Origin of the sequence: Hahella sp. NBU794 (assembly GCF_050749805.1) — a bacterium.
Lineage (GTDB): Bacteria > Pseudomonadota > Gammaproteobacteria > Pseudomonadales > Oleiphilaceae > Hahella.
Genome location: NZ_CP192738.1, coordinates 5,906,978 through 5,922,500 on the forward strand (window position 1 = coordinate 5,906,978; position 15,523 = coordinate 5,922,500).

The 15,523-nt window shown below is 51.3% G+C and carries 14 protein-coding genes, 2 rRNA genes and 1 other RNA gene (1 of these 17 only partly in view); 11 read left to right on the top strand and 6 right to left on the bottom strand.

The annotated features are described in order from the left end of the window. Positions 1-26: 26 nt before the first annotated feature. Entirely contained in the window at positions 27-590 is a 564-nt protein-coding gene (locus ACQYWX_RS25760; RefSeq protein WP_216737948.1) for a UPF0149 family protein, read from the bottom strand. Positions 591-1,037: 447 nt separating this feature from the next. Here ACQYWX_RS25760 and ACQYWX_RS25765 point away from each other — a divergent pair, with 447 nt between their 5' ends. From ACQYWX_RS25765 to ACQYWX_RS25780, 4 genes are all read left to right on the top strand, one after another. Further along, entirely contained in the window at positions 1,038-1,244 is a 207-nt protein-coding gene (locus ACQYWX_RS25765; protein WP_011395022.1) for a TIGR02449 family protein, read from the top strand. Then, complete coding sequence (locus tag ACQYWX_RS25770) at positions 1,244-1,531, top strand: cell division protein ZapA (protein ID WP_127973401.1); 288 nt, start codon at positions 1,244-1,246, stop codon at positions 1,529-1,531. Before ACQYWX_RS25765 ends, ACQYWX_RS25770 begins: the two co-directional genes overlap by 1 nt. 102 nt (positions 1,532-1,633) lie before the next feature. Beyond that, positions 1,634-1,816: non-coding RNA, 6S RNA (gene ssrS, locus ACQYWX_RS25775), on the top strand. 12 nt (positions 1,817-1,828) lie between these two features. Then, positions 1,829-2,428: a 5-formyltetrahydrofolate cyclo-ligase gene (locus tag ACQYWX_RS25780; protein ID WP_431686847.1), complete on the top strand. Its 600-nt coding sequence runs from the start codon at positions 1,829-1,831 to the stop codon at positions 2,426-2,428. Positions 2,429-2,777: 349 nt separating this feature from the next. On the opposite strand, the gene ilvA is transcribed toward ACQYWX_RS25780, so the two are convergent. Further along, positions 2,778-4,295, bottom strand: a complete 1,518-nt coding sequence (gene ilvA / locus ACQYWX_RS25785) for a threonine ammonia-lyase, biosynthetic (RefSeq protein WP_279505517.1) — start codon at positions 4,293-4,295, stop codon at positions 2,778-2,780. Between the two features lie 121 nt (positions 4,296-4,416). Between ilvA and rpiA the strand changes: the two genes are divergently transcribed. From rpiA to ppa, 3 genes are all read left to right on the top strand, one after another. After that, on the top strand, positions 4,417-5,094 hold the full coding sequence (gene rpiA, locus ACQYWX_RS25790) for a ribose-5-phosphate isomerase RpiA (RefSeq protein ID WP_431686848.1): 678 nt from the start codon (positions 4,417-4,419) through the stop codon (positions 5,092-5,094). Between the two features lie 216 nt (positions 5,095-5,310). After that, positions 5,311-6,441, top strand: coding sequence for an acyl-CoA dehydrogenase family protein (locus ACQYWX_RS25795; protein ID WP_431686849.1), 1,131 nt, complete (start codon positions 5,311-5,313; stop codon positions 6,439-6,441). Positions 6,442-6,528: 87 nt separating this feature from the next. Further along, positions 6,529-7,056, top strand: coding sequence for an inorganic diphosphatase (gene ppa, locus ACQYWX_RS25800; RefSeq protein WP_216737953.1), 528 nt, complete (start codon positions 6,529-6,531; stop codon positions 7,054-7,056). 77 nt (positions 7,057-7,133) lie between these two features. Here the strand turns inward: ppa and hldE are convergent, their stop codons facing one another. Beyond that, a complete protein-coding gene (hldE, locus tag ACQYWX_RS25805; protein WP_431686850.1) occupies positions 7,134-8,567 on the bottom strand; it encodes a bifunctional D-glycero-beta-D-manno-heptose-7-phosphate kinase/D-glycero-beta-D-manno-heptose 1-phosphate adenylyltransferase HldE in 1,434 nt (477 codons plus the stop codon). Positions 8,568-8,745: 178 nt separating this feature from the next. Between hldE and lpxL the strand changes: the two genes are divergently transcribed. The 4 genes from lpxL to ACQYWX_RS25825 are packed head-to-tail and all read left to right on the top strand — an operon-like array spanning position 8,746 to position 12,895. After that, positions 8,746-9,678: an LpxL/LpxP family Kdo(2)-lipid IV(A) lauroyl/palmitoleoyl acyltransferase gene (lpxL, locus tag ACQYWX_RS25810; RefSeq protein ID WP_431686851.1), complete on the top strand. Its 933-nt coding sequence runs from the start codon at positions 8,746-8,748 to the stop codon at positions 9,676-9,678. Continuing rightward, on the top strand, positions 9,665-10,771 hold the full coding sequence (gene rfaQ, locus ACQYWX_RS25815) for a putative lipopolysaccharide heptosyltransferase III (protein WP_431686852.1): 1,107 nt from the start codon (positions 9,665-9,667) through the stop codon (positions 10,769-10,771). Before lpxL ends, rfaQ begins: the two co-directional genes overlap by 14 nt. Beyond that, entirely contained in the window at positions 10,768-11,916 is a 1,149-nt protein-coding gene (locus tag ACQYWX_RS25820) for a glycosyltransferase family 4 protein (RefSeq protein WP_431686853.1), read from the top strand. Before rfaQ ends, ACQYWX_RS25820 begins: the two co-directional genes overlap by 4 nt. Positions 11,917-11,920: 4 nt before the next feature. Beyond that, a complete protein-coding gene (locus ACQYWX_RS25825; RefSeq protein WP_431686854.1) occupies positions 11,921-12,895 on the top strand; it encodes a polysaccharide deacetylase family protein in 975 nt (324 codons plus the stop codon). Here the strand turns inward: ACQYWX_RS25825 and ACQYWX_RS25830 are convergent. The 3 genes from ACQYWX_RS25830 to ACQYWX_RS25840 form a co-directional block, all read right to left on the bottom strand. Beyond that, the gene (locus tag ACQYWX_RS25830) at positions 12,892-14,085 is read right to left on the bottom strand and encodes a glycosyltransferase family 4 protein (protein ID WP_431686855.1); all 1,194 of its coding nucleotides are present in this window, start codon (positions 14,083-14,085) and stop codon (positions 12,892-12,894) included. The two genes, ACQYWX_RS25825 and ACQYWX_RS25830, sit on opposite strands and share 4 nt — an antisense overlap. A gap of 314 nt (positions 14,086-14,399) precedes the next feature. After that, positions 14,400-14,513 (bottom strand): 5S ribosomal RNA (gene rrf, locus ACQYWX_RS25835). 116 nt (positions 14,514-14,629) lie between these two features. Beyond that, positions 14,630-15,523: ribosomal RNA gene (locus ACQYWX_RS25840) — 23S ribosomal RNA — on the bottom strand (it continues 1,997 nt past the right edge of the window).

Genomic DNA, 15,523 nt, shown 5'->3' on the forward strand with positions numbered 1-15,523 from the left:
TGCCGGCGGGCCTTGTCCTTGGACCGTTAATGTAGCGTTTTCTTTTCCGGGGCGGCGTTCTTTTTAGCAGCGGTAAGTTCCTGCAGCACATTCAACGCAGCTACTTTCACAAACTCAGTCAGCTCCAGCAGTTCTCTTTCATCCTGCTCGTCGCCATCTACTTCCGGGTCCACCTCGCCGATATCCACCAGATCCTGAAGAACTTCCTGCACATCCGCCGAGCAGGAGGATAATCCACTGCCCAAGACAGATGTCAGCCCCTCGACGAACCCTCTGCACCAGTCCGCCAGTGCCGCCACACGCAGCGAACATTCCACGGCGTCTTCCGGCAACCAGGGCTGAAAGCTCATATTATCCTGCATCAGCGCCGCTTCCGCGTAGCCGTATACGGCTTTGAAAGCCGCTTGCAGGTTTTCTTCAATCGCATTGACGCTGCCGGCGAAACGCTGCGTATAGCTCCACCAGTCGTTATCCTGCGCCCGATCTCCCGCCGCCATTCTTCCGCACCAGAGACCGTGAACGCCTGCTGGAGTGGCGTCTGCGTCGATGCGGTTTAGTAGTTGTTGCAGGGCATGGTAGGGTTGGGACATTCGTTTAACTCTCCAATCGGGCGAAAACCGCCCGCTTCCAAAGGTCTCACCAATGTCGCTTGCAACGGCGAGTGGTGTAACCTTATTAAATAGAATTCATTTGGCAAAAACGCCCGCTCTGCTTTAATAAAGCGCATCGGGCGCAATTGAATATATATGCGACGGCTCAAGCTTTCGCCATCATGTTTTTTACGGTTCTGACGTCAACTTTATCAGGATCGACTCACGCCAGAATAATGCTGTGTATGCTAACATGACGCCCACTTATATCGCCACGTGGGTGCGCACGTTGACCCCCTTACATCGGCGACTTATATTTAATTGGACGCCCATGCGCCTACAGTTTGGTTTTCTAACATTTTTCCGCTTTGATTTGCGTCCGTCATAAGTCGAGGCATGTTAGAAAACTCTTCCTGAAGAACCCTAGCAATACCACTGGAAAAACTTATGGATGTTTCTCAGTTGCAGCAGTTAAGCGATAAAATTGACCGCCTGATACAGAAGTGCAAACAGCTCGAAGCAGATAATCAGGCGCTACGCCAGCTGCAGGAAGACTGGCAAAAGGAACGCATGCAACTATTACAGAAGAACGATCTGGCCCGCTCCAAAATCGAGGCCATGATCAGTCGTTTGAAAGCTTTGGAGCAACGTTAATGAGTCGCACCAACAATACAGCCACCGTCACCATTCTGGACAAGGAGTACTTGGTCGCCTGTCCTCCGGAAGCGCAACGTCAACTGGAAGACGCTGCGCGGGCGCTGGATCAGAAAATGAAAGAAATCCGTGCGTCGGGAAAAGTCTACGGCACCGAGAGAATTGCGGTCATGGCCGCCCTGAACCTGACGTATGATCTAATGCAGCAAGGACAGAAGACCGAGCAGGTCTCTACCACCCTGAGCACGCTTCATGAAAAGCTGGATGCCGCATTGAGAAATAAATAACTTTACAAAACATACAATTACGTAATCAAAAAAGAAAAAAATATTGAATATTCCTGGTTCACCCCACTGCTTTTTTTACATTTTTCGTTATAATAGGACCCAAGCTCCCTGAACTGCTCGCCAGTCAGATACGTCCTCGAGCCGATGAATTTTATTATTGGTTACCTCCTGCGAGTGATGTGTGCAAGTCCCTCTTGAAGGGAAAGCCTAATTCATTCCAGCGGTTACCTCCTTGAACCAAAGGGTTCAAGGGCCACGTCAGACAGCGGCTGTCTCGGGGAGTTTACTTTTTCTGCTATGAATAAAGCGTCTATTCGTCGCGTGATGCGCAAAAAACGCAGAGCGCTGACACCCGCCCAACAACGCACCGCCGCCTCCGGCTTGCGAAAATCACTCAACTCAGCCATTCATCTCAGTCGCAGCGCCCGTTGGGGTCTATATCTCGCCAACGACGGGGAAATTAATCCGCTTCCAACGATTCAGCGCCTGTGGCGCAGAAAGAAAGCCTGTTACCTTCCCGTGTTACACCCGCTTTACCATAACCGGTTATGGTTCGTTCGGTATCAGCCCGGCGCCAGGCTCAAGCCCAATAAGTACGGTATTCCTGAACCTGTGCTGCGGGGAGCGAAAAGAGTTCCACCCTGGTCATTGGATGTGGTGTGCTTTCCATTAGTCGCGTTTGATAAGCAGGGAAACCGATTGGGAATGGGCGGGGGTTATTACGATCGCACCTTTGCTGACCGCCGAGTCATTATCAAAAGGCCGAAATTGATTGGGTTCGCTCATCATTTCCAGCAACTTCCAGAGTTGCCCCACGAACCCTGGGATATTCCATTGTCCGCCGTCGCTACGGATCAGCAGTTGCACCGCTTCAGAAACAAAAAAACCCTGCGTTAACAGGGCTTTTCTCGAATCGTCAGGAAGACAGGGACTAATTAACGTCCTCGCCAGCGACGGAAACATATGTGGGCGACGTACGTGCTTCCTTGTGGCCAAAGGTTGTGAAGCCGCTGACGACCAACCCAAGGCAAAATACGATCACAAGCGTAAGCATGACGTCAGGCTTGCGCTTCATGCATCCCCCTAATTTTCATTGGCGTTTTTTTAATTTTATAAATCAGACAAATAGGTAATTGTCTTAACTTGAAATTATAGAAAAGTATTGTAACTCCTGCCTGATTTAAATCAAAGCTTTAAAACGCAATAGTGTGACCGTTTCTGCCTTTATATTAAAACCTCTTAATTATCAGGCACCTAGAAACAGTTTATAGGCAGGATTATTGGTCTCCTCCCAATACCGGAAACCAACGGTATCCAGCATTTTCCGGAACTCCGCCATTTCGTCATCGTTCACCTGCGCGCCCATTAAAACACGACTATAAGCGGCGCCATGATTACGATAATGAAACATGGTGATATTCCAGCGAGCGCCAAAAGCCATGAGGAACTTCATCAACGCCCCGGGACGCTCCGGAAATTCAAAACGGAAAACCTTCTCGTTGGTTAACGCTGGCGAATGCCCTCCCACCATGTGGCGGATGTGCATTTTGGCGACTTCGTTATCAGTGAGATCAAGCACCGAGTAACCTTTTTCCTCCAGTGCGCCAACCAACTCTTTGCGCTCTTCCAGACCAGAGCTGATCTGAACGCCAACAAAGATCTGCGCTTCCGTCGCATCACAATAACGGTAGTTAAACTCGGTGATATTACGGCGACTTAACGCCTGGATGAAACGCTTGTAACTACCTGGGCGCTCTGGAATTCTCACCGCAAGAATCGCCTCGCGCTCCTCACCGACTTCAGTGCGCTCAGTGATATAACCAAGGCGGTCGAAGTTCATGTTCGCGCCGCTTACAATGGCTATCAGGTTTTGGTCCTGAATTTTTTCTCTCGCCACGTACTTCTTCAGACCGGCAATCGCCAATGCGCCAGCTGGCTCAGCGATAGAGCGGGTATCCTCAAAGACATCTTTAATGCCTGCGCAGATTTCATCTGTGGAGACAAGAACGACTTCATCCACATACTGCCGACAAACTTCCCATGGCGCCTTACCGATCTGTTTGACGGCGACGCCATCGGCGAAGATGCCGACTTCCGGCAATGTCACCCGTTTGCCTGCCTTCAATGCAGCATGGAGACAGTTGGAGTCTTCCGGCTCTACGCCTATGACTTTGACATCCGGACGCAAGTACTTGATGTAGGCGGCGACGCCCGCGATCAAACCACCGCCGCCGACGGGAACGAACACAGCATGAATAGGAGACGTGTGTTGCCACATAATCTCCATGCCCACCGTGCCCTGGCCCGCAATCACCTCCTCGTCGTCGTAAGGAGGTATATAGATGTAGCCTTTTTCTTTGACCAGCGTTTGCGCATGCGCCGCTGCTTCGTCAAAGGCGTCCCCTTTCAACACCACTTTCGCGCCCTTCGCCCGTACGGAATTCACTTTGATTTCCGGCGTGGTTTGCGGCATCACGATAGTCGCTTTGACGCCCAGCTTTTGCGCCGCCAGCGCCAGCCCTTGGGCGTGGTTGCCCGCAGACGCCGCAATCACGCCTTTTTCTTTAGCAATCGCGGAAAGTTGCGCCAGCTTGTTATAAGCGCCACGTAACTTGAAAGAAAAAACAGGCTGCAGGTCCTCACGCTTCAATAAAATATGATTATTGAACCTGTGGCTCAGCAGGTGGGCCGACTCCAAAGGAGACTCTATCGCAACATCATAGACTTTGGCGTCCAGGATCTTTTTTATATATCGGTGGGGCATGATGGGAACTTACTAAATCGCTAGCGGAATTAAGCGCCAAATAATATCGGCATTACGGACCCAACGTCTACTATTGATGGGATGCGAGGTCTATAATTCCCAAATTTTTGAGGGCGGGCTTATGAACCAGGACGAATTAAAGCAGGCAGTCGCAAAAGCGGCGCTGGAATACATCAAACCCCATTTGCAGACAGATACCATTCTTGGTATCGGGACAGGCTCCACGGCCAACTATTTTATCGACGCCTTGGCGGAAGTAAGAACTCAGTTCGAGGGCGCGGTCGCCAGCTCAGAGGCTTCCGCCGAACGTTTGAAGAAACACAATATTCCCGTCTATGAACTTAACGCCGTTTCCGGCCTGGAGTTCTACATCGACGGCGCTGACGAAACCAACCCGCGCCTGGAGCTGATCAAAGGCGGCGGAGCGGCATTGACCCGCGAGAAAATCGTCGCCGCCAACGCTAAAACCTTTATCTGTATCGCCGACGAATCCAAATGGGTCGACGTGCTCGGCGACTTCCCACTGCCGATAGAAGTCATCCCCATGGCGCGCAGCTATGTGGCCAGGGAGCTGGTGAAGCTGGGCGGCGACCCGGTCTATCGAGAAGGCTGTGTGACGGACAATGGCAATATTATCCTCGACGTGTTCAATCTGCGCATTCTGGAGCCAGTAAAACTGGAGCAGCAGATCAATCAAATCACTGGCGTGGTCACCAACGGCCTGTTCGCCATGCGCCCTGCTGACGTACTCCTGCTGGGATCGCAGGAAGGCGTAAAGACCATCAAAGCCAACGACTGATTGAGAATCTGGCGCGCTCCCAGGATCGCGCCATTTATCTCTCCCGCCTCCAGTCGACCAAAGCGTCTTTCAAAATCCTCTCAGGATTCGGTATTTACCCATTTTTCAGCCCTCCCCTATTCTCTCTTCTTTCCTTCAATTAAAAAACAAGCGCTTGCTTGGTTTTTAATTGATCGATAATCTGAGCCTGATAACCACTAGATAAGGGACTTGCGCATGTTCAACGAGACTCATCAAATGGCGCGGCGCACAACCGCCGCATTCATCAAACAACATGTCGCGCCTTATATTCAGAAATGGGAGGAAGCTGGCTCGTTTCCTCGGGAGATCTATCGTCTGGCGGGAGAGGCCGGCGTACTGGGCGTTGGCTTCAATGAAAAGTGGGGAGGCTCCGGCGAAAGCGATATATTGATGAAGGTCGCTGTCAGCGAAGAGCTCATGCGCAGCACTTCTGGCGGATTTGTCGCCAGCCTGGGGTCATTGGATATCGCCTTGCCGCCCATTGCCCGGTGGGGCAGTTCTATACTGCAGGATAAAGTGATTCCATCTGTGCTCCAGGGCGAAAAAATCGCCGCGCTCGCCATTACAGAACCTGGCGGAGGTTCCGATGTCGCCAATCTGCAAACTCGCGCCGTACGAGAGGGTGACGCTTATCGTATAAATGGCTCCAAAACATTCATCACCAGCGGCCATCGGGCAGACTTCTACATGGTGGCCGTACGCACCGGCGGCGAAGGCCACGCGGGCATCAGCCTGATTTTGGTGGAGCGGGAGCGAGAGGGATTTAGCACGGGCCAACCCCTGAAAAAGATGGGCTGGTGGGCGAGCGATACAGCAGAGCTGTTTTTTAATGACTGCCTTGTTCCGGCTGAAAATCTCATCGGTCCCGAAAACAGTGGTTTTATCGCCATTATGAGCAACTTCTTGATGGAGCGCCTCGCGCTTTCCATCATGGGCTATATGACCGCGCAAATCGCTTATGAACAGGCATTGAGCTACGCCCGTCAGCGCGACGCGTTTGGTAGAAAAATCGCCAAGTTTCAGGTTATCAAGCATCGCCTGGTCGAAATGGCGACACAGGTCGAGATTGCTCGCAACTACACATTGAATATTGCTCAACGCATACAAAACGGCGACAACCCGATCAAAGAGGTCGCCATGGCGAAGAACTTTTGCTCTCAGGCCGCCCAAGAGGTAACGGACGCCGCCGTGCAGATTCATGGCGGTATGGGTTACATGCGCGAGTCCGTAGTGGAGCGGCTGTACAGAGACGCCCGCATACTCAGCATTGGCGGCGGCTCCACCGAAATCATGAACGAGATTATCGCCAAGCAACTCGGCCTCTAAGCTCGGACAGACGCCTTATTGGTTTTAGCGGGGCAAAGCTCCTATAATTTGCTGCCCAGCTTTTTAATAGAATGGAAAGTACAGATTATGAACTTTGACAATATTTCCGCAGGTAAAGAACTGCCAGACGACATTAACGTCGTAATCGAAATTCCTGCGCAAAGCAGCCCGATTAAATACGAAATCGACAAAGACTCCGGTGCGGTGGTTGTCGACCGTTTCATGGCCACGCCCATGTTCTATCCCTGCAACTATGGCTTTATTCCTCACACGCTGTCTGACGACGGCGACCCGCTGGATGTGTTGGTTGTTGCGCCCTACCCGATCCAGCCAGGCGCAGTGATCCGCTGCCGTCCAATCGGTGTGTTGAACATGACTGACGAAGCTGGTGAAGACGCCAAGCTGCTGGCGGTTCCTCACTCCAAGCTGACTCCGCTGTACAAAAACGTCAACGAGCCGACTGACCTGCCTGAACTGCTGATCAAGCAGATCGAGCATTTCTTTGAGAACTACAAGGATCTTGAAGAAGGCAAGTGGGTGAAAATTGCTGGATGGGCGGACCGCGAAGCAGCCCGTAAGGCGATTCAAGACGCAGCGGCGGCCTACAAAGGTTAACTGATGCGGACTCGGCGACGCTTCTGCGTCGCCAGTCATTCCCCTTCCTTAAAGCAGGCCGTCACAATGCGTAGCGACTACTTGTCCTGATCCTTGCGAATCTTTTCAACGATGGCGGTGGTTGAACAGTTATCCAGAAAGTCCAACGCCCGAACCTCTCCACCATAACCTTCGACGATCTCCCAACCGACAACTTGTTCTTTGCTGTAGTCGCCGCCTTTCACCAGGATATCCGGCTTCAGAATCTCTAATAAGCGCTCTGGCGTGTCATCTTCATACCAGGTCACCCAGTCCACTGCTTCCAGCCCAGCAAGCACGGCCATCCTGCGTTCGAGGGGGTTAATCGGGCGCGCGGGTCCTTTCAAACGGCTCACAGAGGCGTCGCTGTTAATGGCAACGACCAATCGGTCCCCCAACTTTCGCGCCTGGTCCAGATATCCCACATGGCCAGCGTGAATAATATCGAAACACCCGTTTGTGAAGACAATTTTCTCGCCATGGGCGCGTGCGTCGTCCAACGCCACCTTTAATTGCTCAACCGTCATCGCGCCACGCCCAGCGCCTTGTTCCTGCTGCACCGCTCGACGCAATTCCGGCGCACTAACTGACGCCGTACCCAGTTTGCCCACAACAATGCCGGCGGCAATATTGGCCAGCGCCACCGCTTGCCCCATTTCACTGCCTGCCGCCAAGGCGGCCGCAAGCACGGAGATCACCGTATCGCCTGCGCCAGTAACATCGAAGACTTCTTTCGCTTGGGCAGGCAAATGCAGCTCGGCTCGTCCCGCTCTCAACAGAGTCATCCCCTGTTCACTGCGCGTCACCAGCAACGCTTCAAGCTCCAGCTCTTCAACCAGCTTTAAGCCTCGCTGAACCAGTTCCGCCTCGCTTGCACAATGCCCTACCACTGCTTCAAATTCAGATAAGTTAGGGGTGATCAAAGTTGCGCCGCGATACTTCTCAAAGTCACTGCCCTTAGGGTCGACCAACACGGGGATTTGTTTGCTTCGCGCCAATTGAATAAAAGCTTGCGGATCGCGTAAGGCGCCCTTGCCATAATCGGACAAAATCAAAGCCCCTGCGCCGGCTAGCTGGCCTGCAACTTTCTTTTCCAGCGGCTCCTGTGGAACACCAGCGAAGCTCTCTTCGAAATCCATGCGAATCAACTGCTGATGACGGCTGACCACCCGCAGCTTGGTGATGGTAGGTAGAGTCTCGTGCTCCTGAAAATCCGCCAATATGCCAGCGGACTCCATTCGCGCCGCCAGTGACTGCGCAGCTTCATCTTTACCCGTTACCCCCAAAATCACCGCCGCACTGCCCAGCGCAGCGATGTTCAAGGCCACGTTAGCTGCGCCGCCAGGCCGGTCTTCCAACTGCTCCACTTTGACGACGGGCACCGGCGCTTCAGGAGAAATCCTTGATGTCGCGCCGTACCAGTAGCGGTCCAGCATAACGTCGCCAACCACTACGACCCGTGAATTCTGAAACATTGGAAGCTGAATCTGCATGCCCGTCCTCAAAACTGAAGCCTTCATTTATCTGTTTGCGATGGAAGGATCGCGCCGCAATATTAGCACGCCTCTCCCCCTCTCAGCACCTTACCGCTCCGTCAACTGGCTAGACAAACTGGAGAGCCGGGCGGGATCGGGCTAAAATGCGCTTCTTTTGTTTTGGGAACGCCGTTAAGTGTCCGAAGAGAAACGTGATCTGACCTACTCAGACTTTATTCACCCCCGTTATTGGCCAACCTGGCTTGGGATCGCTTTACTATGGCTAATCGCCCATACGCCTTTGGCCTTTCAACGCGCCTTGGGGATTCTGATGGGCCGCGCCGCCTACTATTTTTTGCCCAAGCGACGCAAAATCGCTGAGGTTAATATTAATCTTTGCTTTCCAGAACTTGCCTCAGCCCAGAAGCAGACTCTGGTAAAGTCCGCCTTTGACAACAACGCTATTGGCTATTTTGAAGCCGCTTCCGCCTGGTTTACTGGAAAAGAGCGCTTTCGCGCCATTACCAAGGCGCACGGTCTGGAAAACCTGCAAGCGGCGCAGGCGAAAGGCAAAGGCGTTATTCTATTAGGCGGCCACTTCACGACGCTGGATCTTGGCGGCGCATTATTTGATATTTATTCCAGCGCAGCCAGCATGCAACGGGACCACGATAATCCCCTGTTCAACATGGTGATGACCCGCGCCCGTAGAAAATTTTGCCATCCCGTATTGAGCAAAGACGACTTGCGCGGCCTCATCCGCCACCTGAAATCCGGCGGTACAATCTGGTATGCCACAGACCAGGATTATGGCAGTCGCGGCAGTGTATTCGCGCCATTTTTTAATGTTCCGGCGGCAACGATCACCACAACATCACGCATCGCACAAAAAACCGGAGCGCCCGTCGTCCCCTTCAGTCACTTCCGTAACGAAAACGGCGGCTACGACGTCTACTTCGAGCCAGCGCTTTCTGACTACCCATCCGGCGACGACCTTGCAGACGCCACCGCCACGAATCTGGCGATAGAAAACGCCATCCGCCGCTATCCAGCCCAATACCTGTGGATGCATCGGCGGTTTAAGACTGAGGAGAACAGGGAGAATCATTCGCATTATGGCGGCAAGTAATATCATTCCAAGCCTCCTACTGAGGGATGCGGTGGACTTTTCCGAAATCAAGCGAGTTCTTGTCATCAAACTTCGCCACCACGGTGACGTCCTGCTGAGTTCTCCTGTTTTTACCGTGTTAAAAACACAATATCCTCATCTTGAGGTGGACGGTCTGGTATACAAAGATACTCAGGACATGTTGAGTCTTCACCCAGCAATATCGCAACTGCACTTGATTGACAGAGGGTGGAAGAAGCTGGGCGTTCGACGTCAACTTGAAGCAGAATGGGGACTGATTAGTCAGCTCAAGAAACGTCAGTACGATTTAGTGATTCACCTAACTGAACATTGGCGCGGCATGTTGTTGACTCGACTGCTTAAGCCCAGGTTTTCCGTCTGTCAGAACTACGCCCGACGTCCAGGCAAACTTTGGAAAAAGACATTCACTCATCACTATCCTGTAAACGCAAAACATCGCCATACCGTTGAGAAACACCTCGACGCGCTACGCAGAATAGGCCTGTATCCAAGTAATGAAGAACGACGCCTGACCGCTGTCGCAGGCGATTCAGCAGAACGCGCAGTCCTTGATCGCTTGGCTGAACAGGGTGCGTCAGCAGGGGAATACATCCACATACACCCTACCTCCCGCTGGCTTTTTAAAAGTTGGGATGTAGATAAAATGGCTACCCTAATTAACCGTTTACAGGAAAAGGGACATACCATTGTTCTTAGCGCAGCCCCGAGCGGGGATGAAATGCGTATGATGGAGGATATTCTGGAGCGCCTGGTTCATCCCGTCATCAACTTCAGCGGGTCTCTGACGCTCAAAGAGTTGATCGCCCTGATACAGCATGCAAAGTTGTTCATCGGCGTAGACTCCGTTCCGATGCACATCGCTTCAGCAACTCAAACTCCGTGTGTAGCTCTATTTGGTCCCAGCAACGAGCGAGAGTGGTCTCCCTGGCTAAACAAACACGTAATTCTATCGTCAAATCATCCTTGCCGCCCATGCGACCTTGCCGGATGCGGCGATGGCTGGCGAAGTGAATGTCTGTCACAGATACAGGTTGAGCAAGCTCTGAATGCCGTGGAGCGCCTGACCTCATGACGATCAAATTGGCGATAATCAGACAGAAATACCGGCCTGACGGCGGAGCTGAAAGATTCATAAGCCGGGCGCTGGATGCTCTCGGCGCACAAAACCTGGAGCTGACCGTACTTACCCGAAAATGGGAAGGACAAGCCAGTAACGTAAAAGTCATCACCTGCAACCCTCCGAAGTGGGGACGCATATCCCGAGAAAGACGCTTTGCTAATGCTGTCTGCGCCCAAATTGCAGAGCACGACTTTGACCTTGTACAGTCCCACGAGCGCATGCCCTGCTGTGACATCTACCGCGCAGGCGACGGCGTACACCGATCCTGGTTGGAGCAACGCAAACGGATACTGTCGAAGGTTAAGCAAAGGTGGTTGGAGCTTAGCCCTTACCATCGCTATGTATTGGAAAGTGAAAAGCGCCTGTTCGCATCATCCCGTTTACGCGCGATTATTTGTAATTCTCATATGGTGAAAGAGGAAATCATCCGTTATTTCAACTTTCCAGAAGCCAACATTCATGTTATCTACAACGGCGTCAACGCAGAACAGTTCTCGCCCCAAGCCTGTGCTCCACACCGCGCCAAAATTCGTCAACAGTTAGGCATTCCAACAGAGGCTACAGCCTTAATATTCGTTGGATCAGGGTTTGAAAGGAAGGGCTTAGCTACTGCTATTACCGCTCTTGCTCAAACTTCGCCTCAGGCACACTTGATCGTAGTCGGCGGAGATAAGCATGAGAGGGCCTATCGATCGCAAGCACACAAACTGGACCTGAATGAACGTGTACATTTCGTAGGGGTAAAAAAAGAGGTCATTCCCTATTACGCCGCCGCCGACGCCCTTATTTTACCTGCCCTATACGACCCCTTTCCTAACGTCATATTTGAAGCAATGGCTTGCGCCTTACCCGTGATCACATCCAAGCAGTGCGGTGGCGCAGAATTGGTTAAACAAGGTGAGAGTGGCTACGTTGTCGACGCATTAGACTCTGACGGCTGTGCGAGCGCAATCCTCAAACTTCTCGACCAGCCTCACAGGCTTAGCCTTGGCGCTGCAGCACGCAATGCTATTGAACCATATAGCCCGGAGCGTATGGGCCAACAATTAACCGACTTATATAAACGTTTACTCCCGGTAAACGGCAGCATGGAATAATAGAATGCAATCAGCCGAGACTAAACCCGCCTTTTTGATAACTATTGACACAGAGGGCGATAATATCTGGTCCAGCCCCCGCCAGATTGAAACAAAAAACGCGGGTTTCCTCCCACGATTTCAGGAGTTGTGCGAACGTTTTGGCCTCAAACCAACTTATCTAACCAACTATGAAATGGCGATATCCGACCAATATATTGAGTTCGCAAAAGACTGCCTTGAACGAGATACGGCTGAGATCGGCATGCATCTTCATGCCTGGAATAGCCCGCCAGAGGAAGGTCTGACGGAGGACGACTATCGCTACCTGCCTTATTTAATTGAATACCCAGAAGCGCTCATAGAACAGAAAATTGACTATCTGACTAAGCTACTGGAAGACACTTTCTCTAGCAAAATGACCAGTCATCGCGCAGGAAGATGGGCATTTAACGAGTTCTATGCGCAGACACTGGTTAAGCATGGCTACTTGGTGGATTGCTCTGTGACCCCCGGCGTCAGTTGGCGCAAGAATCTAGGGGACCCCAAGCAACAAGGGGGAACAGACTATCGTGGGTTTCCAGATGCGCCTTACTATCTCGATCTAAGCGATATTCGCAAAAAAGGAGATTCCGCCCTACTGGAGTTGCCTGTAAGCATCCTGCCAAAATATTCAAAATTCATCAGCCGGTGCCGTAAAGCAATTAACAAACTAAAAGGCCGTGATAAAGAGGATGCGACAATCTGGTTGAGACCAACAGGAAACAATCTTAAAAATATGTTGCGAGTGCTAGACGAAGCACAGCAAAACAAACGCCCATATGTCGAGTTTATACTGCACTCATCTGAGTTCATGCCTGGGGGCAGCCCGACTTTTAAAACGAAAGAGTCTATCGAAGCTTTATATCGCGATCTTACAGAATTATTTAAAGCCGCCAATGGGCGTTATCGCGGAGCCACATTGACGGAGTACGCCAAACAGTTCGGCGCAAACAACTAAGAACAATAAGAACGTAGCGCCGACATCATCTCGGACATATATCGCTCAAATTGGAATTGGCTTCGAGTCCATTTTTGAGCCTCAGCGCTCATTTGTTGATAGAGCTCATTAGATTGAGCCAGCTTCTGAACAGCTTCGGCGATTTCCGCCGGAGCTAATAGCTTAGGCGGAACGATCTTATCCGCATCTACATCATATATTTGCGGCGGTAGATGAGGACTTGACGCCTCCATTTTCAAATACTCTTCCTTACAAAGGGAGGGAGGCAAACAGAAGCCTGTTACTCCGTCCTTCACAACCTCAGGCAGCCCGTCAACTTTACCAACGATTGCTGGACAGCCCGCAGCCATTGCTTCCGCACTAACCAAGCTAAATGTTTCATGAATGGAGGTCGATAACAGGCAATCTATGCCTCTGTAGAAGTTGTCCATATCATCCACCAGACCTAAGAACGACACAGACTCCTTCACGCCCAGCTTCACTGCTAGCGCCTCTAACTTTTCTCGCATAGGCCCAGCTCCGGCAATCCTTAATTCGCACGAAACTCCTCTATCCAGTATTTCCTTCAGCGCGTATATGCCTATATTGACCGCTTTTAACGCAACCAATCTACATGCAACGCCAATAACAAAAGGCCTGCCCTTATCATCCAGTTTCGCTTTTTGTGGGTATTCCAAACATGCATTACGGATAGGATTCAAGCAAACGTCAATTCTCTCACCAACGCTATACTTAAGTTCCAGCATTCTCTTTGCAGCATAAGAGGCCGCTATATATCCGTCCACTTGTGGAAAGAAGTTTTTCTCTTTCAATGGGTTATGGGAATACCAAGCCATACCGTGCTCGTAGTACACCACAGGCACGCCCTGCGGGATGTCGCCTTGCTGGATATCTGAAAGTTGATTCCAGATAAGCACCAGATCCGGCTTAGACTCATGAATACACCGACGACGATGCCTCAATCTAAGACTCACTGGCTTCTTAGGGATTTTCAGTTTCCCCCAATGTTTATAAAAAGATATTTGCTTGGAAAAGCGCTTAACAGCTGGCTTCAATAAAGGCGCAATGTTTTTACTATCCGCTAAAACCAAGTTTGTTACGTCAGTTGGGTTCGTGTGGCTTATAAACTCACAGAATAACCTTTCAACGCCACCAACATTATCAAGGTTTATTAGGTGTAGTATTCTCATTAAGAAGTGGGCCTTTCCAAATAGCCAATTAAAAACACAACGCCCCACTAGATATAACAGGGCTCGGCATTATACATACCAAAGCATTCATTGTTTATTAACAAAAACCACTTGGCCAGACTAACGTTGTCACTAATTGTAGAGAGTTAGCATAAAAGGTACGGAAAGGTCTGACGTCACATCTGGAAGGTCTGGAGTCGCCCTCGCGGGACTTTCACTGAGTGTTTGCAGAAGGGATAGCTGTGGCGCAGGGCCTGGCTCTAAATTTCAGGCATAAAAAAACCCGTCACGAGGACGGGTTCTTCGTATTAAGAGCCTGACGACGACCTACTCTTGCATGGGTAATCCACACTACCATCGGCGCTGGACTGTTTCACTTCTGAGTTCGGAATGGGATCAGGTGGTTCCAGTCCGCTATGATCATCAGGCAAAACCGTTAAGCTTTGTCTTAGTCTAGCTTGTCTAGTTGGCGCTTGGTCAGAAGACCTTTAACTTGGATAAGCAGTTATACTCAATCAATACCGGTAAATTACTTCGGTGTTATATGGTCAAGCCTCTCGGGCAATTAGTACTGGTTAGCTCAACGCCTCGCAGCGCTTACACACCCAGCCTATCAACCTCGTGGTCTACAAGGGCCCTTTAGGAGGATCAAGTCCTCAGGGAGATCTTATCTTGAAGGGGGCTTCCCGCTTAGATGCTTTCAGCGGTTATCCCGTCCGAACGTAGCTACCGGGCAATGCGATTGGCATCACAACCCGAACACCAGCGGTTCGTTCACTCCGGTCCTCTCGTACTAGGAGCAACTCTCCTCAAATCTCCAACGTCCACGGCAGATAGGGACCGAACTGTCTCACGACGTTCTAAACCCAGCTCGCGTACCACTTTAAATGGCGAACAGCCATACCCTTGGGACCGGCTTCAGCCCCAGGATGTGATGAGCCGACATCGAGGTGCCAAACACCGCCGTCGATGTGAACTCTTGGGCGGTATCAGCCTGTTATCCCCGGAGTACCTTTTATCCGTTGAGCGATGGCCCTTCCATACAGAACCACCGGATCACTAAGACCTACTTTCGTACCTGCTCGACGTGTTTGTCTCGCAGTTAAGCGCGCTTTTGCCTTTACACTAACCGTACGATGTCCGACCGTACTTAGCGCACCTTCGTGCTCCTCCGTTACTCTTTTGGAGGAGACCGCCCCAGTCAAACTACCCACCACACAGTGTCCTCGACCGGGATTACCAGTCAGAGTTAGAACCTCAAACATGCCAGGGTGGTATTTCAAGGATGGCTCCACGAGAACTGGCGTCCTCGCTTCAAAGCCTCCCACCTATCCTACACAAGCAGGTTCAAAGTCCACTGTGAAGCTATAGTAAAGGTTCACGGGGTCTTTCCGTCTAGCCGCGGATACACTGCATCTTCACAGCGATTTCAATTTCA